The sequence below is a fragment of the Blastococcus sp. SYSU D00922 genome, assembly GCF_054050495.1.
The window spans coordinates 19,047-41,067 of record NZ_JBJGZL010000020.1; the positions used below are offsets into that span (position 1 = coordinate 19,047).

The following is a 22,021-nucleotide window of genomic DNA, read 5'->3' on the forward strand; positions in this document are numbered from 1 at the left end:
CGCGTGCGGGCCCAGGAGTGGGACGAGCGGTACGCCGAGCGTCAGCAGTGGTCGTCGGAGCCCAACGCGCTGGTCGCCGAGCTGCTCGACGGCCTGCCGCCCGGCGACGCGGTCGACCTGGCGGCGGGGGAGGGGCGGCACGCGCTCTGGCTGGCCGCCCGGGGGTGGCGGGTGACGGCCGTCGACTTCTCCCGCGTCGGCCTCGACCGCGGGCGGGCGCAGCCGGGCGCCGACCGGATCACGTGGGTGGCGGCCGACGTCACGAGCTGGACGGCGCCGGCCTCGAGCCTGGACCTGGTGCTCGTGGCCTACCTGCACCTCGCGGAGCCCGAGACCGTCGACGTCCTGGCCCGGGCCGTCGGGTGGTTGCGACCCGGTGGACGGCTCCTCGTGCTGGGGCACGACCTGGCGAACCTCACCCACGGCGTGAGCGGACCGCAGGACCCGGCGCTGCTGCACAGCGTGCAGCGGCTGCAACCCGTCGCGGACGTCCTGGAGGTCGACCGGCTGGAGCAGGTGCGGCGGGAGACCCCGGCCGGCGCCGCGCTGGACACCCTGCTGTGGGGTCGACGGCCCTCCTGAACGGGCCGTTCCGGCGGTAGGTTGCCCGCCATGACGAGAACGGGTGGGTACGGGCGCTCCCGTGCGGAGCGGCGCCGGCGGCTGGTTGCGATGGTCATCGTGTTCGGGATGGTCCTGGCGGCAGCGGCCACGATCATCTCGCTGATGCTCGGCTGAGCCGGTCGCCGTGGCCGACGACATCGAGGCCTGGTTCGACGCGGCCGGCTCCCGGGGCGAGGAGCTCCGCCGGGTCGACGAGCTGGTGATGGCGGCTGCGCCCGGGATCGACCGGCAGCTGGTGCCCGTCGGGTCGGGCACCATGCTCGGGTACCGGCTGATGCCCTACCGGCCGCGGTCGGCCAAGGAGACGACCCTGTGGCCGCTGATCGCGCTGGCGGCGCAGAAGCGGCACCTCTCCCTGTACGTCAGCGCCGTCGTCGACGGGGAGTACATCGCCGAGCAGCGGGCCGAGCGGCTGGGCAAGGCCTCGTGCGGCAAGAGCTGCATCCGCTTCACGTCCCTCGACGCTGTCGACACCGGCGAGCTGAGCGCCCTCGTGCGCGACGCCGTGGCCGTGACGGACGCCGGCGACAACGCCTTCTCGTCGTCCTGACGGGCCGCCACGCCGACGGCGAACAGCGGCGGGGACCTTCGTCCCTGGATCGCAGGCGCCACACGCGTCACGGTGTTCCAGCACGACATCGGCCGCCTCGTCAGGTGGCCTCGGGGGGAACACCACGCCGCACCGCGGCCGCGCACCGGAGGACACGTCCATGACGTTGGCCGTCCCGCCCATCGTCCCCGACCCGTCCGTCCGTTCCGCCATCGCCCGATTGCGGCAGGAGTTCCCCGAGCTGGGGCCCGAGCCGATCGTCCTCGTCGTGCGCACCTGCCGCGAGGAGCTGCGCGGCTCGCCCACCGACGCGCTGCCCGAGCTGGTCGAGCGGCTGGCCCGCCAGCGCCTGCGGGTGTCCCTGGACTGAGCCCCGCACCGCCCGGAAACGCGGTTGCCCGGGCCGGGAGGATGTCGGGGTGGGCTACGTCGACGTCAGCGCTGTCCGGCACACCCTGTCCGACGGACGGGTGCTGCTCGACGACGTCAACTTCCGCGTCGGCGAGGGCGCACGGGCGGCCCTGGTCGGGGAGAACGGCGCGGGGAAGACGACGCTCCTGCGGATCATCGCCGGCGACCTGACGCCCGAGGCGGGGGCGATCGCGCGCACCGGCGGGCTCGGCGTCATGCGGCAGTTCATCGGCTCCGTCCGCGACGACACCACCGTGCAGCGCTTCCTCGTCGATCTCTCGCCGCCCGCCGTCCGGGCGGCGTGGGACGCCGTCGAGGCCGCCGAGCTGACGCTCATGGAGACCGACGACGAGCGGTCGCAGATGGCCTACGCCGACGCGCTGGCCCAGTGGGGCGACGCCGGCGGCTACGACGCCGAGGTCACCTGGGACACGGTCACCGTCGCGGCGCTCGGCGTCCCCTACGAGCGGTGCAAGTACCGGGAGCTGTCCACGCTCTCGGGCGGGGAGCAGAAGCGGCTGGCGCTGGAGGCGCTGCTGCGCGGGCCGGACGAGGTGCTGCTGCTCGACGAGCCGGACAACTACCTCGACGTGCCGGGCAAGCGGTGGCTGGAGGAGCGGCTGCTCGAGACCCGCAAGACGGTCCTGTTCGTCAGCCACGACCGCGAGCTGCTGGCCCGGGTCGCCGACCGGGTGGTCACGGTCGAGGGCGGGACGGCGTGGGTGCACGGCGGCGGGTTCGCCAGCTACCACGACGCCCGGACGGCGCGGCACGACCGGCTGGCCGAGCTGCGCCGGCGGTGGGACGAGGAGCACCAGCGGCTGGTCGACCTGGTGCGCACCCTCCAGCAGCAGGCGGCCAACTCGCCCGACATGGCCTCCCGGTACCGGGCGATGCAGACCCGCCTGGCCAAGTTCGAGGCCGAGGGTCCACCGCCGGACCGCCCCCCGGAGCAGAAGGTGGCGATGCGGCTGCGCGGCGGCCGGACCGGTGTGCGCGCGGTGATCGCCGAGCAGCTGGAGCTGTCCGGCCTGATGCAGCCCTTCGACCTCGAGGTCTTCTACGGCGACCGGGTGGGTGTGCTCGGTGCCAACGGCGCGGGCAAGTCGCACTTCCTGCGTCTGCTGGCCGGGCAGCCGGTCGCGCACACCGGCGACTGGCGGCTGGGTGCCCGCGTCGTCCCGGGGTTCTTCGCGCAGACGCACGCGCACCCGGAGTGGCAGGACCGCACGCCGGTCGACCTGCTGTGGCACGGCGAGCCGGGGCGGCCCGGTGTCGACCGGGGGCGGGCGATGGCGGCGCTGCGCCGGTACGGCCTCGCCGGGGCGGCCGAGCAGCCGTTCCGGACCATGTCGGGTGGTCAGCAGGCGCGCTTCCAGATCCTGCTGCTGGAGCTCTCGGGTGCCACGCTGCTGCTCCTCGACGAGCCGACCGACAACCTCGACGTCCTCTCCGCCGAGGCCCTGGAGGAGGCGCTCGCGGCGTTCGACGGGACGGTCCTCGCCGTCACCCACGACCGCTGGTTCGCCCGCTCCTTCGACCGGTTCGTGGTCTTCGGCGCCGACGGGCGGGTGTACGAGTCGGCCGAGCCGGTGTTCGACGAGACGCGGGTGCAGCGCGCCCGCTAGCCGAAGGAGCGGCCCTCGCCGCGGTAGGTGCGGAGCGTCCCGGTCAGCTCGTTCCCGGCCAGGGCGTGCAGCTCGTCGACGTGCTCGCAGACCTCGCCGGCCTTGGCGTGCCGGAACCAGACCCGGTCGCCGACGGCGAGCTGCGCGGCGGCCGCCCCCCGCAGCGGCGTCTGCACCTCACCGACGCCCTCGGCCGGCAACCAGCGCAGCCCCGCCGGGTAGGTGGGCACGGGCAGCCGGTCGGCCCCGGGCGGACCCGAGGCGATCCAGCCGCCGCCGGCGACGGTCACGGTGCCCGGTGCCGGGATCCGGGTGACCGGCGCGGCGAAGAACGCCGCCGGGCGGCCGGTGAAGGCGCGGTAGCCGTCGAAGAGCACGGGGTTGTAGAGGCCGGACCCGGCCGCCACCTCGGTCACCGCGTCCTCGGCGGCGGTGCGCTCCACGCTGCCGGTCCCGCCGCCGTTGACGAACTCGAGGTCGGCGACCGAGGAGACGGCGTCGACCACGGCGGCCCGGCGACCGGCCAGCTCACGGCCCGACACCGCCTGCATCCGGCGCACGGCCAGGCCGCGGACCCGCCGGTTCGCGGGGGCGTCCTGCACGCCGGCGATCTGCGCCTCGTAGACCATGACGCCGACCAGCCGGAAGCCCGGCCGGGACGCCACCGCCTGCGCGAGGGCGAAGGCCTCGGCGGGGGAGTGGACGGGCGACCGCCGCACGCCCACGTGCACCCGGCCCCCGGCCGCACGCAGGGACGCGTCGACGTCCAGGCAGATCCGCAGCTCCGGCCGCCGGCCGGGCGGGACGACGGAGTCGACGAGGTCCAGGTGCGCGACCGAGTCGACCATGAGGGTCACCCGCGCCGCCGCCGTCCCGTCGCCGGCGAGCCGGCGCAGCGCCCCGCGATCGGTCGACGGGTAGCCGACGACGACGTCGGTGCTGACCGGGTCGTCGCCCTCGACCAGCCAGAGCGCCTCGGGCAGCGCGTACGCCAGCACGCCGGCGAACCCGGGGCGGGCGAGCACCCGGCGGAGGACGTCGCGGCTGCGGACGGACTTGCTGGCCACCCGGACGGGCTTGCCGCCCGCCCGGCGCAGCAGGTCGCCCGCATTGGCGTCGAGCGCGTCGAGGTCGACGACGGCGAACGGCGGGTCCAGCGACGCGGTCGCGCGGTCCAGCCGCTCGAGCGCCCGGGCGGCGTCGTCGGGGGAGGAGGACGCCGCGGAGGTCATGGGCGGCAGCATCGTGCGTCGACACCCATTGGGTCAACTGTCCCAGTCACTTGACCCGGAGTGCGCCGGGGGCCAAGCTGCGCCGGAGCCCGCGCGAGCCGCGGACGGACGACGAGGAGCAGCCGTGCCGGCCACCCGCACCGACCGCTGGCGCAACTGGGCCGGCAACCAGCGGGCCACCGGCATCGAGGTGGTGTGTCCGGCGGGTGCCGACGAGATCGCCGCGGAGGTGCTGCGCGTGGCCCGGTCGGGCCGGCGGGTCCGGCCGATCGGCAGCGGGCACTCCTTCGCCGCCATCGGCCGCCCGGAGGACGTGCAGCTCGTCCTCGACCGCCATGCCTCCCTGGTCGACATCGGGCCCACGGGGCTGGTGACCGTGCAGGCCGGCATGCCGCTGCACCGGCTCAACGCCGAGCTCGCCGCGCGGGGGTGGGCGCTGACGAACCTCGGTGACATCGACCGCCAGACCGTCTCCGGCGCGCTGTCGACGAGCACCCACGGCACCGGCGCCCGCTTCGGCGGGCTGGCCACGCAGCTGCGCGGGTTCGAGCTGGTGCTGGCCGACGGGTCGCTGCTGCGCTGCTCGGCCACCGAGAACGCCGACGTCTTCGCCGCCGGCCGGATCGGGCTGGGGGCCCTCGGGGTGCTCAGCACCGTGACCCTGCAGGCCGAGCCGGCGTTCGCGCTGCGCGCCGAGGAGGGCCCGGGGCACCTCCCGGACCTCATCGACGGCTTCGCAGACTTCATGACCTCGACCGACCACGTCGAGTTCTACTGGTTCCCGCACACCGACCGCTGCCTGACCAAGCGCAACACCCGGGTGCCGCTGAGCGAGGTCGCACCGCTCGGGCGCTGGCGGGCGGTCTGGGACGACGAGATCCTCGCCAACGCAGTCTTCGGCGGCGTCGTCGCCGCCGGCCGGCGCGTGCCCGCGCTGATCCCCCCGCTGGCGCGGGTCTCGGCGCGCGCCCTGGGTCCGCGCACCTGGACCGACCGCTCGCACGAGGTCTTCGTCAGCCGCCGGCGGGTGCGCTTCCTGGAGATGGAGTACGCCGTACCGGTGGCCGACGCCCCCGCGGTCCTCGCCGAGCTCCGCCGCGTGCACCGGGCGAGCGACTGGCGGGCCGCCTTCCCCGTCGAGGTGCGCGTCGCCGCGGCCGACGACATCCCGCTCTCGACCGCCACCGGCCGCGCCACCGCCTACGTCGCGGCCCACGTCCCGGCCGGCACTGACCCCGGACCGTGGTTCGCCGCCCTCGAGTCGATCGCCGGCGAGGTCCAGGGCCGACCGCACTGGGGGAAGCTGCACGGGCTGGACGCCGCGGTGCTGCGCGGGCGCTACCCCCGCTTCGCCGAGTTCACGGCGCTGCGGGACCGGCTGGACCCGGGAGGCGTCTTCACCAACGCCCACCTGGACCGGGTGCTCGGCCCGGTGGGGAGCTGACGTGGCGCGGCTCCCGGTCGAGGAGCGGCGGGCCGCCCTCGTGGACGCGGCCCTGCGGGTGATGGCCCGCGACGGCTTGGCCGCCGGGACGACGCGGGCGATCGTCGCCGAGGCGGGCATGTCGCTGGCCAGCTTCCACTACGCCTTCACCTCCCGCGACGAGCTGCTGCGCCAGCTCGTCCGGGGCGTCGTCGGCCGCGAGTTCGAGGCGGCCACGGCGGGCATGACCGCCGACGACGGGCTCGCCGGCTGCCTGCGGCAGGCAGCCGCCGGCTATCTCGACCACCTCGAGCGCGAGCCGGGGCACGAGCAGCTGATGCTGGAGCTGACCCTCCACGCGCTGCGGAACCCGGCGCTCCGGCCGCTGGCGGGGGAGCAGTACCGCGCCTACGCCGTCGCGGCCGAGCGGCTGCTGGAGCAGGCGTCCGAGCTCACCGGGGAACGGTGGGCCCGGCCGGTGCCGGAGCTGGCCCGGCTGCTGATCACGATCGTCGACGGCGCCACGACGACCTGGCTGGTCGACCGCGACACCGCCGCCACGCGCGCGGCGCTGGACGCCGCGGTGGAGGCGTTCGTCGTCCGGCACGCGGCGCGAACGCCGTGACGGACCCCGTCCTCGCACAGCACGCAGGTCCGGTGAACCGGGCCTGGACCGCCCGCTTCGGGCTCGTCTGGCTGGGGCTCTGGGCCGCCCAGCTCGCCCCGGTCCAGCTCCTCCTGCCGCTGCAGCTGGCCGAGGTCGACCCCGACCACAAGGTCCGCGACTTCGCGCTCGTCAACGGCCTCGCCGGGCTGGCGGCGCTGGTGGCTCTGCCGCTCTTCGGAGCGCTGTCCGACCGGTCCCGCAGCCCGATCGGACGACGGCGGGTGTGGGTGGCCGGCGGCGTGCTGGTGTACGCCGCCGGGCTCCTCCTGACCGGGACCGCCTCGACCTGGACCGCGGTGGCCGGTGCCTGGCTGGTCGCCCAGCTCGGCATGTACGCGGCCATGGCCGGGCTGACCGCGACGGTCGCCGACCGGGTGCCGGTCGAGCACCGCGGTGCGGTGTCGGCGGCGATCTACGGCCCCCAGGCGCTCGGCATCGTCGTCGGCCTCGGGCTCGTCGCCGCGCTGCCGTGGCTCCTCCGGGCCCGCGACCCCCGGCCGGCCGAGGACGAGCGGCCCCGCTCGCTGGGTGCGGCGCTGCGCAGCACCTGGCGAGCACCCTCGCGGCACCCCGACTACGGCTGGGCGTTCGCGGGGCGCCTGCTGGTCAACCTCGGCAACGCGCTGGGGACCACCTACCTCCTCTACTTCCTCACCGACGGCCTGCGAGTAGCCGATCCGGAGGGGTCGCTCCTCGTCCTGACGCTCGTCTACCTCGTCGCGACGGTGGCCGCGACGTGGGGCGGCGGGGTGCTGTCGGACCGCACCGGCCGGCGCCGGGTCTTCGTCGCCGGCGCCGCCGTCCTCCAGGCACTCGCCTGCGCCGTGCTGGTGCTCGCCCCGAGCTGGCCCGCCGCGCTGGTCGCCGGCGTGCTGCTCGGCGCCGGCTACGGCGCCTACACGTCGGTCGACCAGGCGCTGGTGACGCAGGTGCTGCCCGACGCCCGGACCGTGGCCGGCGAGCTGGGCGTCATGAACGTCGCCGTGGTGGCGCCCCAGGCGCTGGCGCCGTTGCTGGCCGGGCTGGTGATCGCCGAGCTCGGCGGCTACGACGTCCTGTTCACCGCCGCCGGGTTGGCCACCGTGCTCGGAGCGCTCACGGTGGGGCGGATCCGCTCGGTGCGGTGACTCAGAGGTCGGGGTCCGGCTCGCCGGTGCCGCCGATCCGGTCGAGCTCCTCGAGCTCGACCGGCCCCAGGACCCGGGCCGACGCCATCAGGTTCTCCTCGAGGTGCGCGACCGACGACGTGCCCGGGATGAGCAGCACGTTGGGGGACCGGGCCAGCAGCCAGGCGAGGGCGACCTGCATCGGCGTGGTCTCGAGCCGGCGGGCGACGGTCTCGAGCGCCGCGGACTGGAGCGGCGTGAAGCCCCCGAGCGGGAAGAACGGCACGTACGCGATCCCCTCGCGGGCCAGTGCGTCGAGCAACGGGTCGTCGTCCCGGTGGACCAGGTTGTAGTGGTTCTGCACGCAGACCACGGGGGCGATCGCCTGCGCCTCGGCGAACATCTGCGTCGTCACGTTGCTGATCCCGAGGTGCCGGATCAGCCCCTCCTGCTGCAGCTGCGCCAGCGCCTCGAAGGGCTCGGCGAGCGAGCGCTCCTCCGGCTCGGCGAAGCCCGGCATCCGCAGGTTCACCACGTCCAGGACGTCGACCCCGAGGTGGTCCAGGTTGTCCTGCACGGCGCTACGGAGCTCGTCGGGGGAGAGGGCCTCCGGCCAGTGCCCGTCGGGGGTCCGGCGCGCGCCCACCTTGGTCACGATGACCAGCTCGTCGGGGTAGGGGTGCAGCGCCTCGCGGATGATCTCGTTCGTGACGTGCGGGCCGTAGTAGTCGCTGGTGTCGATGTGGTCGACGCCGAGCTCGACCGCCCGGCGCAGGACCGCGATCGCGGCGTCCCGGTCGGCCGGCGGGCCCATCACGTGCGGGCCGGCGAGCTGCATCGCGCCGTAGCCGATCCGGTGGACCGGCTGCCCGCCGAGGGTGAACTGACCTGAGCGCTCCGCGCCGATGACCGTCATGCCCCCCTCCTACCCGCCGGGGGCCGGCCAACCCCGGGTCAGGCCGCGTCGGCCGCCTGCAGCCGACCGGAGGGCACCGGCTCCACCCGGACGACGTCGGCGGAGGCGGACCGCCGGTCGACCGCGCGGGCGAGCACCGCCAGGGCGGCCCCCACGAGCGCGAGGACGGCGCCGACCCACATCGGCGCCGTGTAGCCGAGGCCCCGCGAGATGACCAGCGCGCCCAGCGCGGCACCGACCGCGTTGGCGATGTTGAAGGCGCCCTGGTTGGCGGCGGAGACGAGGCTGCCGCCGGGCACCCGAGCGGCGTCGATGACGGCGTTCTGCACGACCGGCCCGAGGGCGAACGACAGCGTCCCGAACAGCACGAGCAGCGCGACGGCGGCGACCGTCGTGCGGGCCAGGAAGGCGAAGGCGACGAGGACGCCGGCCATGGCGACGAGCCCGACCGCCACGAAGGAGAAGCCGTACCGGTCGCCGAGCCGCCCACCGGCGAGCGTGCCGACCGTCGTCCCGGCGCCGAAGAGCGCGAGGACCGGCGTGACCCACTCCGCCGAGATGCCGCCCAGCTCGGTGAGGATCGGGCTCACGTAGCTGTAGACGGCGAACAGCGCGGCGAAGCCGATCATGGTCAGCGCCAGCACGAGCCAGACCTGGCCGCGGCGGAAGGCGTGCAGCTCGGCCCGCAGGTCGCTGGGCTCGCCGGCGTCCGAGGGCATCCAGGCGAGCAGCCCGGCGATCGTCGCGACGCCGATCAGCGCGATGGCGGCCAGCACGACCCGCCACCCGAGGTGCTGGGCGACGAAGGTGCCCAGGGGGACGCCGATCACGTTGGCCAGGGTCAGCCCGGTGATCATCAGGGAGATGGCCCGGGTGGCGCGGTCCGGCGTCACCAGCCGCCGGGCGGCGACCGCACCGACGCCGAAGAACGAGCCGTGCGCCAGTGCGGTCAGGACGCGCGCGGCGACCAGCAGCCCGTAGGTCGGCGCGAGGGCGGACAGGGCGTTGCCGACGACGAAGACGACCATCAGCGCGACGAGGGTCTGCCGCGGGGTGAACCGGAGCCCGATCGCGGTCAGCGTGGGCGCTCCGATCACCACGCCGATCGCGTAGGCGGAGATGAGGATGCCGACGGCGGACACCGAGACCCCGAGGCCCTCGGCGATCTCGGGCAGCATGCCCATGACGACGAACTCGGTGGTGCCGATGCCGAAGGCGCCGATGGCGAGGGCGAGCAGCGCGCGAGGCACGAGGGGGAACTCCAGGGGGACACGGGTGCGCGGGCGGTCGGCCGGCGGACCTCGTCGTCCTTCCTGAGCCGGGGTGGACTCTCCTCAGGGGCAAGCGTGCGACGCCGCCCGCCATGCCCCGGGAGCGGCGTGGGACTGCTCACAGCGCGGGGTCCGGGGTACCGGGCGGGCCGGCACCCCGGCCGCCGTCACGGCTTGAGCAGGACCTTGACGTGCCCGTCCTTCTTCTCGCGGAAGTTCATGTACGCCTGCGGCGCCTCCTCGAGCGGCACGTGGTGCGTGGCGAACTCGTCGACGCCGAAGGCGTCGCCCTCGGTGAGCAGCGGGAGGATGTCCGGCACCCAGCGCCAGACGTTGGCCTGTCCCATGCGCAGCTGGATCTGCTTGTCGAACATGCGCATGAGCGGCAGGGGGTCGGTCGCCCCGCCGTAGACGCCCGACAGGGAGATGGTGCCGCCGCGGCGGACCGCCTCGATCGCCGTGTTGAGCGCGGCCAGCCGGTCGACGCCGGCCACCTGCATGACCTTCTCCATGATCGCGTCGGGGACGACGGCCGTCGCCTTCTGCGCGAGGCTGGCCAGCGGGGAGCCGTGCGCCTCCATGCCGACGGCGTCGATCACGGAGTCCGGGCCGCGGCCGTCGGTCAGGTCGCGCACCTGCGCCACGACCTCGGCCTGATCGGTGCTCTCGATGACCGTGACGCCGTTGCGGCGGGCGCGGGCCAGGCGCTCGGGCACGACGTCGGAGGCGATCACCTGGCCGGCGCCGAGGTGCTTGGCCACCCGGGTGGCCATGTCGCCGATCGGGCCGAGCCCGAGGACGAGGACGCTGCCGCCCTGCGGGATGCCGGCGTACTGCACCGCCTGCCAGGCGGTGGGCAGGACGTCGGAGAGGTAGACGAACCGGTCGTCCGGAACGCCGGCGGGCACCTTGATGGGCAGGGTGTTGCCGAACGGGACCCGCAGGTACTCGGCCTGGCCACCGGGGACCTGGCCGTAGAGCTTGGTGTAGCCGAACAGCGAGGCGCCGAAGCCCTTCTCGCGGTTCTGGGTCGTCTCGCACTGGGAGAACAGGCCCTCGGAGCACATCCAGCAGGTGCCGCAGGAGATGTTGAACGGGACGACGACCCGGTCACCGGGCTTGACCGCGGTCACCTCGGAACCGACCTCGCGGACGATGCCCATGGGCTCGTGACCCATGATGTCGCCCACCGTCATGAACGGGGCCATGACCTCGATGAGGTGGAGGTCCGAGCCGCAGATGCCGGTCGAGGTGATCTCGACGATCACGTCCGTCGGCTCCTGGATGACGGGGTCGGGAACCGTGTCGACGCGGACGTCTGCCCGGCCGTGCCAAGTCACTGCGCGCATGTGGAGATCTCCCTCTATCGGGCCGTGATTCGGCCCTTCGGAGGCACTCCTGCCCCGTCGTGACCTGGATCGCGCGACTTTCAACAAATCGCTGCGTGGCGTTCACTCTCTGTAGTGCGCCACTCACGCAATGCGGAATGACAACCATGCGGTCTTGTGGCCCAGACCACATAACTGCAGGTCGTTACCCCCTTGTGCACATCACGAAAACATCACGACGTGTTTACATGGGCCCCGCTCCTCTCCCCGGGAGTGCACGTGGAATGCCCGCAAACGGAAGTCAGGTGCATGAGTTCGCTCCACCAGGACCGCCTCCTCGAGGAGGGGTCGGAACCCGCCAAGGGATCCCCGGCCACCCTCGCCCCGGCCCGCGGAACCTCGCGTCGGCCGGCCGCCCGGAAGGCGACCAGCACGGTCCCGTCGCAGCGCCAGGGGACGGCGCAGCGCTCCGGGTCCGCCCCGACCACCGCCGCTGCCCCGGCTCCCGCGACCCGGGCCCGCCGTGCCACCGGCGCCAAGGCCGCGACGGGTGCGGCCGGCTCGATCGCCGCCCGCGCCAAGGCCGCCGGTAGCGCGACCCGCAAGGTCGCCACGGGCAAGGCCGCGACGGCGACGGCGGCGACCGCCAAGGTCGCGACCGCCAAGGCGGCGACCGCCGCGAAGGCCGCCACCGCGAAGGCCGCGTCCGCCGCGAAGGCAGCGTCCGCCGCCAAGGCAGCCCGCGCCGCCGCCGCGAAGACCACCCGGACCGCGAAGCCCGCCACGGCGGCCCCGGCCGCGAAGCCGGCGACCCCCGCGAAGGCTGCTCCGGCCCCGAAGCCGGCGACCGCGAAGGCGACCGCCGCGAAGGCTGCTCCCGCCGCGAAGGCCGCGACCGCGAAGCCCGCCACCGCGAAGCCGGCGACCGCCGCCAAGGCCGCTGCGGCTGCCAAGCCGGCGACCGCCGCGAAGGCTGCTCCCGCCGCGAAGGCTGCTCCCGCCGCGAAGGCCGCGACCGCGAAGCCGGCGACCGCCGCCAAGACCGCTGCGGCTGCCAAGCCGGCGACCGCCGCGAAGGCTGCTCCCGCCGCGACGGCTGCGACCGCGAAGGCTGCTCCCGCCGCGAAGGCTGCGACCGCGAAGCCCGCCACGGCGAAGCCCGCCGCCGCGAAGGCTGCGGTCGCCGTCGCGACCGAGACCCCCGCCGTCGAGGCGCCGCGCGTCCGGCCGACGCCGCACAAGCGCACCGTGCCGGCCGCCCAGATCCTGGCGGCCCTGGCCGAGTCGGCGGGCACCACCGCCGAGGCCGCCCCGGTCGTCGCCGAGGAGGGGCGCCGGGCTCGCTTCCTGCGCTTCCGCCCGCCGTCGATCAGCCGCCGTCCGGGTGTCTACCTCGCCGCCGGCCTCATCGCCGCGCTGAGCGTCAGCTCGGTCACCACCAACGACCCCCGGGCCCAGGCCACCGACACCATGAGCTCGTCGGTGAGCGTGGCCGAGGAGCTCGGCATCGAGGCGGTCCCGGCCGAGGCCATCACCGACACCGACGCCGCCGCCCGCCTCGGCGAGCTCGTGGTGAGCCGCAACGCCCGCGACGCCGAGCAGGCAGCGGCCGTCGAGGTGCAGGCCGAGGCCGACCGCGTCGCCGCCGAGGCGGCCGCCGAGGCCGCCCGTCCGAAGGCCGTCCTGCCGGTGCAGGGCGCCCGCCTCACGAGCGGCTTCGGCGCGCGGTGGGGCACGCTGCACGCCGGCATCGACCTCGCCGCCCCGATGCAGACCCCCGAGTACGCCGTCATGGACGGCGTCGTGCTCGAGGCCGGGCCCGCCAGCGGGTTCGGGCTCGCGGTCTACATCCAGCACGAGAACGGCGACGTGACCGTCTACGGCCACATGGACTCGATCCTGGTCGAGGCCGGCCAGGTCGTGAAGGCCGGCGACACCATCGCGCTGCTGGGCAACCGCGGCCAGTCCACCGGCCCGCACCTGCACTTCGAGGTGCACGTGGGCGGCCTCGACGGCGAGAAGATCGACCCCCTGCCCTGGCTCCGGGAGCGCGGCGTCCAGATCTGACCGCCGCACGACCCCCGACGCCCCCTCCGGAGATTCCGGCAGGGGGCGTCGTCGTCGGGGCAGACTGTGCCGGGAGAAGGGAGGGCTGATGGGGCACACGCACGCGCACACGCCGGGGACCGCCGCGGGCGGCCACCGCCGGCGTCTCGTCGTCGTCCTGAGCCTGACCCTCGCCGTCATGGCGGCGGAGATCGTCGGCGGTCTGCTCTCCGGCTCGCTGGCGCTCCTGGCCGACGCCGGGCACATGGCGACCGACGCCGCCGGGATCGCGCTCGCCCTCGCCGCGGTCACCCTCGCCCAGCGGCCGGCCCGCGGGCGCCGCACCTTCGGCTGGCAGCGCGTGGAGATCCTCGCCGCCGTGGCGAACGGGCTGCTGCTCCTCCTGGTCGCGGGTTACGTCCTCGTCGAGGCGGTGCGCCGCATCGGCGAGCCGCCGGAGATCGGCTCGGGGCTGATGCTCGTCGTCGCGGGCGTCGGCCTGGTCGTGAACCTGGGGTCCCTCGCCGTCCTGCACCGGGGCCGCGACGCGTCGCTGAACCTGCGCGGTGCCTACCTCGAGGTGCTCGCCGACGCGCTCGGCTCGGTTGCCGTCATCGTGGCCGCCGTCGTCATCCTCACCACCGGGTGGACGCCGGCCGACATCGTCGCGTCGGTGGCCATCGGCTGCCTCGTGGTGCCCCGGGCCTGGCACCTGCTGCGGGAGGCGCTCGACGTCCTGCTGGAGGCCGCTCCCCGGGGCGTCGACCTCGACGCCGTGCGCGCCCACATCCTCGGCGTCGACGGCGTGCTGGGGGTCCACGACCTGCACGCCTGGACGATCACGTCCGGCCTCCCGGTCCTCTCCGCCCACGTGGTCGTCACCGACGAGGCGCTCGAGGCCGGGCACGGCGGCCGCGTGCTCGACGCGCTCTGCGCGTGCCTGGGGCAGCACTTCGACATGGAGCACTGCACCTTCCAGCTCGAGGCGGAGGCGCACGCCGGGCACGAGGCACCGGTCCACGACTGAACCCGTCGGTGGGACAGTGGTGCCCGCACGGACGACGCGGAGCGGAGGCACTGGTGGACCACGGGCACCACTCGGGCATGTGGGTGCCCTCAGCGCCTCCGACCTGGGCGCGGATGTTCATCCCGCACCTGGAGGGCTGGTCGGTCCTGGCCGTGCTCAGCGTCGTCGGCCTGGTGCTCTACCTGGTGGCGGTCGTGCGCCTGCGGCGCACCGGCGTGGCCTGGCCCTGGTGGCGGGTGCTCGCCTGGATCGGCGGGACGGCGTCGCTGTTCGCCGTCACCGGCACCTGGCTCAACGGCTACAGCATGGTGCTGTTCAGCGTGCACATGACCCAGCACATGGTCCTGTCGCTGATCACCCCGCTGCTCCTGCTGCTGGCCGCCCCGGTGACGCTGGCCCTGCGCACCCTGCCGCGCGGCCAGGGGCCGGCCGGGGCGCCGCGGGCGCTGCTGCTCAACGGTCTGCACAGCCGGTTCGCGCGGTTCGTCGCGCACCCGCTGTTCTCGATCCCGCTGTTCATCGCGAGCCTCTACGGCGTCTACTTCACGCCGCTGTTCGACGCGCTCATGGGCAACCCCGCCGGGCACCAGCTGATGCTGGCGCACTTCGTCGTCACCGGGCTGCTCTTCTTCGGGCCTATCGTCGCCCAGGACCCCTGGCCCCGGACGCTGAGCCACCCCGGCCGGATGCTCGAGCTGTTCCTGCCCGTGCCGTTCCACGCCTTCTTCGGCGTCGCGATCATGATGGCCGGCTCGCTGGTGGTCGACACGTTCGCGAACCCGCCGGCCGGCTGGGGCATCGACCCGCTGCGGGACCAGGGCGAGGCCGGCGGCATCGTGTGGGCGTTCGGGGAGCTCCCGACCGTCCTGGTGCTCGCCGTCGTCTTCTTCTCCTGGGCGAGCTCGGACGACCGCCGCGCGAAGGCGCTCGACCGGGCGGCGGATCGCACGGGGGACGCGGAGCTCGCCGCCTACAACGCCCGGCTGCGGGCGCTGGCGGAGCAGCAGCAGCAGAAGGCCTGAGAACGCGTCAGGCGCCCCCTCCCGGAGCGGGAGGGGGCGCCTGACGGGCGGTGGCTCAGCCGACGTGGACGACGGCGTCACCCTCGGCGGGCAGGTCCTCCTTGGTCGCCTTGATCAGCAGGCCGGCGACGACGGCGCCCAGCACCAGCAGCGCGGCGGCCCAGGTGAAGGCGGTGGTGTAGCCCTCCACCTGCGCCGTCAGGCCGACCGACGGGTCCTGCGGGTTCGCCCCCGAGGTGAGGGCGTCGGCGGTGTAGGCGCTGATCGCCGCCACCGACAGGGAGGCGAGGACGGCGGTGCCGATGGAGGCCCCCACCTGCTGCGTGGCGTTCAGCATCGCCGACGCCGCCCCGGCGTCGTGCTGACCGGCGCCGACGAGCGCCAGGTTCGACAGCGGCACGAAGGTGAAGCCGAGGCCCAGGCCCAGCAGGAGCTGGCCGGGGAACGGCAGCGCCCAGAAGTCCGTGTCCAGCCCGACGAACGACAGCGTGAAGAGCCCGCCGGCGGCCAGCAGCCCGCCGAGCACCATCAGCGGCTTCGGCCCGACCCGCGGCACCAGGGCGCTGGCCGCTCCGGCCGAGATGAAGACGCCGAGCGTCGTCGGCAGCGACGCGAAGCCGGCCTCGATCGGCTCGTAGCCCAGCACCTGCTGGAAGTACAGGCTCAGGAAGAAGAACGCACCGATCAGCCCGGCGCCGACCAGCGTGGAGGTCAGGTAGGCCCCGCCGCGGTTGCGGTCGAGCACGATGCGCATGGGCAGCAGCGGGTTGCGGGTCCGCATCTCCAGCAGCACGAACAGCGCCACCAGGACCAGGCCCGCGACGATGAAGACCCACGCGAGGCCGTCGGTCCAGCCGCTGTCCGGGGTCAGCAGCGTGGGGTTGCCCTGCGCGGCCGACTCGGCGTTGGCGGCGGCGGTCTCCGCCGCGTTGGTCTGCGACGCCTCGGCGACCCGGGTGAAGCCGTAGACGATCGAGGCGAGGCCCAGGGTGATGAGGACCGCCCCGGGGATGTCGTACTTCGTGTCACCGGGGGCCTTGCTCTCCGGGACGATCGGGATCGCCAGCGCGATGGCGAGCAGCGCCACCGGCAGGTTCACCCAGAAGCACCAGCGCCAGTCGGCGTACTCGGTGAGCACCCCACCGAGCAGCAGGCCGACCGCCGAGCCGCCGCCGGCGATGGCGCCGTAGACGCCGAAGGCCTTGGCCCGCTCCTTGGGGTCGGTGAACAGCACGGTCAGCAGCGCCAGCGACGCCGGGGCGAGCAGCGCGCCGAAGACGCCCTGCAGGGCGCGGGCGCCGAAGAGCATCGCCTCGTTCTGCGCGATGCCGCCGAGGGCGGAGGCGAACGCGAACCCGCCGGCGCCGACGAGGTAGGTGCGCTTGCGGCCCCAGAAGTCGGCGATGCGGCCGCCGAGGAGCAGGAAGCCGCCGAAGGTCAGCGTGTAGGCGGTGACGATCCACTGCTGCGACGCCGCGCTGATGCCGAGGTCCTCGGTGACGGCGGGCAGGGCGATGTTGACGATCGTCGCGTCGAGGATGACCAGCAGGACGGTCATGGCGATGACGCCCAGCGCCAGCCAGCGCTTCTCGTACGGCTCGTCGGCGGGGGTCGCCGCGCCGGCGGCCGAGATCGTGGGACGGGGTTCGGTCACGGGGTTGTCCTTGCTTCGTACGGATCGGCCGGATCGCCGGCCGGAGAGAACGTAGCGGCCTGCAACGATGTGGTCGTGCCTGTTTCGCTGGTGTTCACCTCCGACACGCACGTACCGAAGCGGGCGCGTGACCTACCTCATTCCTTGTGGGCGGCGATCGCGGAGGCCGACGTCGTGGTGCACGCCGGCGACTGGGTCGACGTCGCCCTCCTGGACCTGTTCGAGGCGCGGTCCCGGCGGCTGGTCGCGGTGCACGGCAACAACGACCACGGCGCCCTGCGCGAGCGGCTGCCCGAGGTCGCCCGCGCCGAGATCGAGGGCATCCGCTTCGCCGTCGTCCACGAGACCGGTGACGCCAAGGGGCGGGAGCTGCGCTGCGACGCCCGGTTCCCCGGCACCGACGTCCTGGTGTTCGGCCACAGCCACATCCCGTGGGACACCACGGCGCCGTCGGGCATGCGGCTGATCAACCCAGGGTCGCCCACCGACCGCCGCCGCCAGCCGCACGGCACCTACGTGACCGCGGTCGCCGAGGCGGGGGAGCTGCGGGACGTCGTCTTCCACGCCGTCCCGCCACGGCGGTGAGCAGCCGGCCGCCGCTGGACGAGCGGGCGGTGGCGCTGCTGGCCTGCCCCGTCTGCGGCCGGGAGCTGTCCGCGCCTCCGGACGGGTCCGCCCTGCGCTGCGCGGAGGGGCACTCCTTCGACCGGGCCCGGCAGGGCCACGTGACGCTGCTCCCGCCCGGGCACCGGCCGCCGTCGGGCGACTCGGCGGGGATGGTCGCCGACCGGGTGGCCTTCCTCGAGGCCGGGCACTACGGGCCGGTCACCGCTGCCCTCGCCGAGGCGGTGCGGGCGGACGGTGCGCCGTCGGCCCTGCTCGACCTCGGCGGCGGCACCGGGCACCACCTGGCGGGCGTGCTCGACCGCCTGCCGGGAGCCGTCGGCGTGGTCCTGGACTCCTCGCCCTACGCCGCCCGACGGGCGGCGCGGGCCCACGAGCGGGCGGTGGCCGTCGTCGCCGACAGCTGGGCCCGGCTGCCCGTCCGGGACGGTGCCGTCGACCGGGTGCTCGTGGTCTTCGCGCCGCGCAACGGGCCCGAGATCGCCCGGGTGCTGGCGCCCGAGGGCCGCCTGGTCGTGGTGACGCCGGCCGCTGACCACCTGGGGGAGCTGGTCGGGCCGCTGGGGCTGCTGCGCGTCGACCCGGACAAGACGGCGCGGCTGGCCGCCTCGCTCGAGCCAGGCCTCGAACCCGTGCGGACGACGAGCCTGCGCCACCGGCTGCTCCTGCCCCGCGTGGCGGTCGCCACGCTCGTCGGGATGGGCCCGCACGCGCGGCACACCTCGCCGGAGACGATCGCGGGCCGGCTCGCCGGGATGCCCGAGCCGATCGAGGTGACCGTGTCGGTCGACGTCGGGACCTACCGCCCGCGGGCGGGAGCGGTCAGCGCGTGACCGACCGCCGGCCGCGACCGGCGACGGCCACGTAGATGCCCAGCACGACGATCGCGCCGAGGATGGAGGCCCACCAGCCGCCGAGGTCGAAGGTGGCCTCTCCGTCGCGGACGAGGCTGACGATCAGGTTGCCGACGACGGAACCGATCAGCCCCAGGACGATCGTGGCGACGATGCCGAGGTCCTGCTTGCCGGGGATGACGGCGCGCGCGATCAGGCCTGCGACGAGGCCGATGACGATCGCCAGGATGATGCCGCCGATGGACATGGGTGGACCTCCCGGTGGTGGTCCGCGGGAGCGGGCCGGGCCCCCGGGATCTCCGGGCGCGGGGGAGGGGATTCCCTGGCCCTCATGATCGAAAACTCGCCCCCGGTCCGCCCTGGACGGTCGTCCTCCCGCCCGGAACCGGGGATGTGCGGTCGGTCACCGGCGCGCCCTCCGTGGTCGGCCGATCCGCTGATAAGGGAACGGTTAAGCTCCGACGCGTGACGATTGCACCGGCGCCCATCGTGAGTCGGCCGAGTCCGGTCCACGTGGCGGAGAAGGGTTCGCGGCTGTCCAACCTGCTGCGGACGACCGACCACAAGACCATCGGCCTGATGTACATGGTCACCTCGTTCGCGTTCTTCATCGCGGGCGGGTTGATGGCCCTGCTGATGCGTGGCGAGCTGGCCAGGCCGGAGCTGCAGTTCCTGTCGCCGGAGCAGTACAACCAGCTGCTGACCATGCACGGCACGGTCATGCTGCTGATGTTCGCGACGCCGCTGTTCTTCGCGTTCGGCAACCTGATCATGCCGCTGCAGATCGGCGCTCCGGACGTCGCGTTCCCGCGGCTGAACGCGTTCTCCTACTGGCTGTTCCTCTTCGGCAGCCTCATCGCCGTCTCGGGCTTCCTGACCCCGGGCGGCGCGGCCGACTTCGGCTGGTACGCCTACGCCCCGCTGTCCGACGGCGTGAACTCCCCGGGCGCGGGCGCCAACCTGTGGTTCGCCGGCCTGGCCGTCAGCGGTCTGGGCACGATCCTCGGTGGCGTCAACTTCATCACCACGATCGTCTGCCTGCGGGCCCCCGGCATGACGCTCTTCCGGATGCCGATCTTCACGTGGAACGCGCTCGTCACCAGCGTCCTGATCCTGCTGGCGTTCCCGATCCTCACCGCCGCGATCTTCGGCATGCTGGCCGACCGCAACCTCGGCGCTCTCGTCTACTCCGACGAGAACGGCGGCCCGATGCTGTGGCAGCACCTGTTCTGGTTCTTCGGCCACCCCGAGGTCTACATCATCGCGCTGCCTTTCTTCGGCATCATCACCGAGATCATCCCGGTGTTCAGCCGCAAGCCGCTGTTCGGCTACAAGGGCATGGTCTTCGCGACCATCGCGATCGGCGCGCTCTCCCTCGCCGTGTGGGCGCACCACATGTACGCCACCGGCGCGGTGCTCCTGCCGTTCTTCGCCTTCCTGACCTACCTGATCGCGGTCCCGACCGGCATCAAGTTCTTCAACTGGATCGGGTCCATGTGGCGCGGCCAGCTGACCTTCGAGACGCCGATGCTGTTCTCGATCGGCTTCATGGTCACCTTCCTCCTCGGTGGCCTGACCGGCGTGCTGCTGGCCAGCCCGCCGATCGACTTCCACCTCAACGACTCGTACTTCGTCGTGGCGCACTTCCACTACGTCGTCTTCGGCACCGTGGTGTTCGCCGCCTACGCCGGCATCTACTTCTGGTTCCCGAAGATGTGCGGCCGGATGATGGACGAGCGGCTGGGCAAGCTGCAGTTCTGGCTGACCTTCATCGGTTTCCACACGACGTTCCTCGTGCAGCACTGGCTCGGCGGCGAGGGCATGCCGCGCCGGTACGTGGACTACCTGCCCACCGACACGTTCACCGCGCTGAACATGGTGTCGACGATCGGGTCGTTCATCCTCGGTGCGTCGGTCATCCCGTTCGTCTACAACGTCGTGCGGTCGTGGAAGTACGGCGAGCTCGCCCTGCGCGACGACCCGTGGGGCCACGGCAACTCGCTGGAGTGGGCCACGTCGTCCCCGCCGCCGCGGCACAACTTCGTCGAGATCCCGAAGATCCGCTCGGAGCGGCCCGCGTTCGAGGCGCACTACCCGCACCTGCTGCAGCGGCTCCAGGACGAGGCGCACGCCGGCAAGCGGCACAAGCCGTACGGCGGCGTCAGCGAGCTGGTGCCCGGCACCGGCCCGCGCCAGGGTCCCAACGACCCCGACCCGACCTGATCCGCCTGAACTGACCCGCCGAGAGGCCCAGGACCGTCACGGTCCTGGGCCTCTCCGGTTCGTGGGGGCGGGTCAGGCACGATGACGGGGTGCCGCTCGACCCGACCCCACGCCCTCCGGCGGAGCCGGCCCCCGTGACGGCGCAGGCCGTGCTCACCGTGTCCGGCGACGACCGCCCGGGGGTGACCGCCCGGTTGTTCTCCGCGCTCGCGTCCGGCCCGGTCCCCGTGGAGGTGCTCGACGTCGAGCAGGTGGTCGTGCACGGCCACCTCGTGCTCGGCGTCGTCGTGGCGGCGCTGCCCGGCGAGGGCGTCCCGGATCAGGGCGCCCTGATCGCCCACCTGGGGGCGCTGGCCGGCGAGGTCGCCGCCGACACCGGCCTGGAGGTGACGGTGGAGCGGGTGTCGCCCGACGAGCCGGCGCCGCGGCCGGCCGACCGCCCGCACCACGTCATCGTGCTGGGCCGTCCGGTGCCGCCGGACGCCGTCGGAGGGGCCGCCCGGGCGATCGCCGACGTCGGGGGCAACATCGACGCCATCCGCCGGCTCTCGGACTACCCGGTCACCAGTTTCGAGCTCACCGTGTCCGGGGCCGACGGCACGACGCTGCGCGCCCGCCTGGCCGAGGTGGCCGCGACGACCGGAGCCGACATCGCCGTCGAGCAGGTGGGTCTCGCCCGCCGGAGCAAGCGACTGATCGTGCTGGACGTCGACTCCACGCTCGTCCGGGGCGAGGTGATCGACGAGCTGGCCGCGCGCGCCGGACGCGCCGCCGAGGTCGCCCGCATCACCGCCGCCGCCATGAACGGGGAGCTGGACTTCGCCGAGTCGCTGCGGGCCCGCGTCGGCGTGCTCGCCGGGCTGCCGGTGGAGGTGCTCGACGAGGTCCGCGAGCACCTGGTGCTGACGCCCGGGGCGCGGACCCTGATCCGCACGCTCCAGCGGCTCGGCTTCCGCTGCGGGATCGTCAGCGGCGGCTTCACCCAGATCACCGACCCGCTGGCCGAGACCCTCGGGCTCGACTTCGCCGCCGCGAACACCCTCGAGGTCGTCGACGGGAAGCTGACCGGCGGCCTGGTGGGCGAGATCGTCGACCGCCCGGGCAAGGCGCGGGCGCTGGCCCGGTTCGCCGAGCAGTACGGGATCCCGCTGGAGCAGACGGTCGCGGTGGGCGACGGCGCCAACGACCTCGACATGCTCAGCACCGCGGGGCTCGGGATCGCCTTCAACGCCAAGCCGTTCGTGCGCGAGCAGGCGCACACCGCGCTCAACCAGCCCTACCTGGACGCCGTCCTGCAGGTGCTGGGCTTCACCCGCGACGAGGTCCTCGACGCCGTCCCGGGGGGGGGGCCGGGGGGCGGGGGGGCGCCCCGCGGCCGGGCCCGCCGCGACGGTGGCCCCGCCCGCGGGCGGGGT

General features: G+C 74.2%; 21 protein-coding genes. 15 read left to right on the plus strand and 6 right to left on the minus strand.

Going from position 1 to position 22,021, the window contains the following annotated elements; all coding sequences use genetic code 11:
* Positions 1-3 precede the first annotated feature (3 nt).
* The 5 genes from ACI78T_RS19750 (at position 4) to ACI78T_RS19770 (ending at position 3,213) form a co-directional block, all read left to right on the plus strand.
* Positions 4-582 (plus strand): class I SAM-dependent methyltransferase, encoded by a 579-nt coding sequence (locus ACI78T_RS19750; protein WP_456559835.1) that lies wholly within the window; start codon positions 4-6, stop codon positions 580-582.
* A 30-nt stretch (positions 583-612) separates the two neighbouring features.
* Positions 613-738 carry a hypothetical protein gene (locus tag ACI78T_RS19755; RefSeq protein ID WP_456559836.1) on the plus strand — a complete coding sequence of 42 codons (126 nt, stop codon included), beginning with the start codon at positions 613-615 and terminating at the stop codon, positions 736-738.
* 10 nt (positions 739-748) lie between these two features.
* Positions 749-1,174, plus strand: coding sequence for a DUF1801 domain-containing protein (locus ACI78T_RS19760; protein ID WP_456559837.1), 426 nt, complete (start codon positions 749-751; stop codon positions 1,172-1,174).
* Between the two features lie 160 nt (positions 1,175-1,334).
* The gene (locus tag ACI78T_RS19765; protein WP_456559838.1) at positions 1,335-1,544 is read left to right on the plus strand and encodes a three-helix bundle dimerization domain-containing protein; all 210 of its coding nucleotides are present in this window, start codon (positions 1,335-1,337) and stop codon (positions 1,542-1,544) included.
* Between the two features lie 49 nt (positions 1,545-1,593).
* Complete coding sequence (locus tag ACI78T_RS19770) at positions 1,594-3,213, plus strand: ABC-F family ATP-binding cassette domain-containing protein (RefSeq protein ID WP_456559839.1); 1,620 nt, start codon at positions 1,594-1,596, stop codon at positions 3,211-3,213.
* Here ACI78T_RS19770 and ACI78T_RS19775 read toward each other — a convergent pair.
* On the minus strand, positions 3,210-4,445 hold the full coding sequence (locus tag ACI78T_RS19775; RefSeq protein WP_456559840.1) for an amino acid deaminase/aldolase: 1,236 nt from the start codon (positions 4,443-4,445) through the stop codon (positions 3,210-3,212). The genes ACI78T_RS19770 and ACI78T_RS19775 overlap by 4 nt on opposite strands.
* 124 nt (positions 4,446-4,569) lie before the next feature.
* On the opposite strand from ACI78T_RS19775, the gene ACI78T_RS19780 reads away from it, so the two are divergent.
* The 3 genes from ACI78T_RS19780 to ACI78T_RS19790 are packed head-to-tail and all read left to right on the plus strand — an operon-like array spanning position 4,570 to position 7,662.
* A complete protein-coding gene (locus ACI78T_RS19780) occupies positions 4,570-5,889 on the plus strand; it encodes a D-arabinono-1,4-lactone oxidase (protein ID WP_456559841.1) in 1,320 nt (439 codons plus the stop codon).
* Between the two features lies 1 nt (position 5,890).
* Positions 5,891-6,493 (plus strand): TetR/AcrR family transcriptional regulator, encoded by a 603-nt coding sequence (locus tag ACI78T_RS19785; RefSeq protein WP_456559842.1) that lies wholly within the window; start codon positions 5,891-5,893, stop codon positions 6,491-6,493.
* Positions 6,494-6,525: 32 nt separating this feature from the next.
* Positions 6,526-7,662, plus strand: coding sequence for an MFS transporter (locus tag ACI78T_RS19790; protein ID WP_456559843.1), 1,137 nt, complete (start codon positions 6,526-6,528; stop codon positions 7,660-7,662).
* A gap of 1 nt (position 7,663) precedes the next feature.
* Here the strand turns inward: ACI78T_RS19790 and ACI78T_RS19795 are convergent, their stop codons facing one another.
* The 3 genes from ACI78T_RS19795 to ACI78T_RS19805 all read right to left on the minus strand — a co-directional run bounded on the left by ACI78T_RS19795 (position 7,664) and on the right by ACI78T_RS19805 (position 11,177).
* The gene (locus ACI78T_RS19795; RefSeq protein WP_456559844.1) at positions 7,664-8,557 is read right to left on the minus strand and encodes an aldo/keto reductase family oxidoreductase; all 894 of its coding nucleotides are present in this window, start codon (positions 8,555-8,557) and stop codon (positions 7,664-7,666) included.
* 38 nt (positions 8,558-8,595) lie between these two features.
* Positions 8,596-9,807 carry an MFS transporter gene (locus ACI78T_RS19800; RefSeq protein WP_456559845.1) on the minus strand — a complete coding sequence of 404 codons (1,212 nt, stop codon included), beginning with the start codon at positions 9,805-9,807 and terminating at the stop codon, positions 8,596-8,598.
* Positions 9,808-9,995: 188 nt separating this feature from the next.
* Positions 9,996-11,177, minus strand: coding sequence for a zinc-dependent alcohol dehydrogenase (locus ACI78T_RS19805; RefSeq protein ID WP_456559846.1), 1,182 nt, complete (start codon positions 11,175-11,177; stop codon positions 9,996-9,998).
* Positions 11,178-11,465: 288 nt separating this feature from the next.
* Here ACI78T_RS19805 and ACI78T_RS19810 point away from each other — a divergent pair, with 288 nt between their 5' ends.
* The 3 genes from ACI78T_RS19810 (at position 11,466) to ACI78T_RS19820 (ending at position 15,251) form a co-directional block, all read left to right on the plus strand.
* Positions 11,466-13,223, plus strand: coding sequence for a M23 family metallopeptidase (locus ACI78T_RS19810; RefSeq protein ID WP_456559847.1), 1,758 nt, complete (start codon positions 11,466-11,468; stop codon positions 13,221-13,223).
* A gap of 88 nt (positions 13,224-13,311) precedes the next feature.
* On the plus strand, positions 13,312-14,229 hold the full coding sequence (locus ACI78T_RS19815) for a cation diffusion facilitator family transporter (protein WP_456559848.1): 918 nt from the start codon (positions 13,312-13,314) through the stop codon (positions 14,227-14,229).
* Positions 14,230-14,282: 53 nt separating this feature from the next.
* Entirely contained in the window at positions 14,283-15,251 is a 969-nt protein-coding gene (locus ACI78T_RS19820) for a cytochrome c oxidase assembly protein (protein WP_456559849.1), read from the plus strand.
* 55 nt (positions 15,252-15,306) lie between these two features.
* Here the strand turns inward: ACI78T_RS19820 and ACI78T_RS19825 are convergent, their stop codons facing one another.
* A complete protein-coding gene (locus ACI78T_RS19825) occupies positions 15,307-16,905 on the minus strand; it encodes an MFS transporter (protein ID WP_456559850.1) in 1,599 nt (532 codons plus the stop codon).
* Between the two features lie 75 nt (positions 16,906-16,980).
* Here ACI78T_RS19825 and ACI78T_RS19830 point away from each other — a divergent pair, with 75 nt between their 5' ends.
* Together ACI78T_RS19830 and ACI78T_RS19835 are read left to right on the plus strand one after the other, a co-directional pair.
* Positions 16,981-17,490 carry a metallophosphoesterase family protein gene (locus tag ACI78T_RS19830; protein WP_456559851.1) on the plus strand — a complete coding sequence of 170 codons (510 nt, stop codon included), beginning with the start codon at positions 16,981-16,983 and terminating at the stop codon, positions 17,488-17,490.
* Positions 17,491-17,504: 14 nt separating this feature from the next.
* On the plus strand, positions 17,505-18,362 hold the full coding sequence (locus ACI78T_RS19835) for a putative RNA methyltransferase (protein WP_456559855.1): 858 nt from the start codon (positions 17,505-17,507) through the stop codon (positions 18,360-18,362).
* On the opposite strand, the gene ACI78T_RS19840 is transcribed toward ACI78T_RS19835, so the two are convergent.
* On the minus strand, positions 18,352-18,630 hold the full coding sequence (locus ACI78T_RS19840; RefSeq protein WP_456559852.1) for a GlsB/YeaQ/YmgE family stress response membrane protein: 279 nt from the start codon (positions 18,628-18,630) through the stop codon (positions 18,352-18,354). The genes ACI78T_RS19835 and ACI78T_RS19840 overlap by 11 nt on opposite strands.
* Positions 18,631-18,872: 242 nt before the next feature.
* On the opposite strand from ACI78T_RS19840, the gene ctaD reads away from it, so the two are divergent.
* Both ctaD and serB read left to right on the plus strand, forming a co-directional pair.
* Positions 18,873-20,606 (plus strand): aa3-type cytochrome oxidase subunit I, encoded by a 1,734-nt coding sequence (ctaD, locus tag ACI78T_RS19845; RefSeq protein ID WP_456559853.1) that lies wholly within the window; start codon positions 18,873-18,875, stop codon positions 20,604-20,606.
* Positions 20,607-20,740: 134 nt separating this feature from the next.
* On the plus strand, positions 20,741-22,021 hold a 1,281-nt coding region (gene serB / locus ACI78T_RS19850), incomplete at its 3' end, for a phosphoserine phosphatase SerB (protein WP_456559854.1).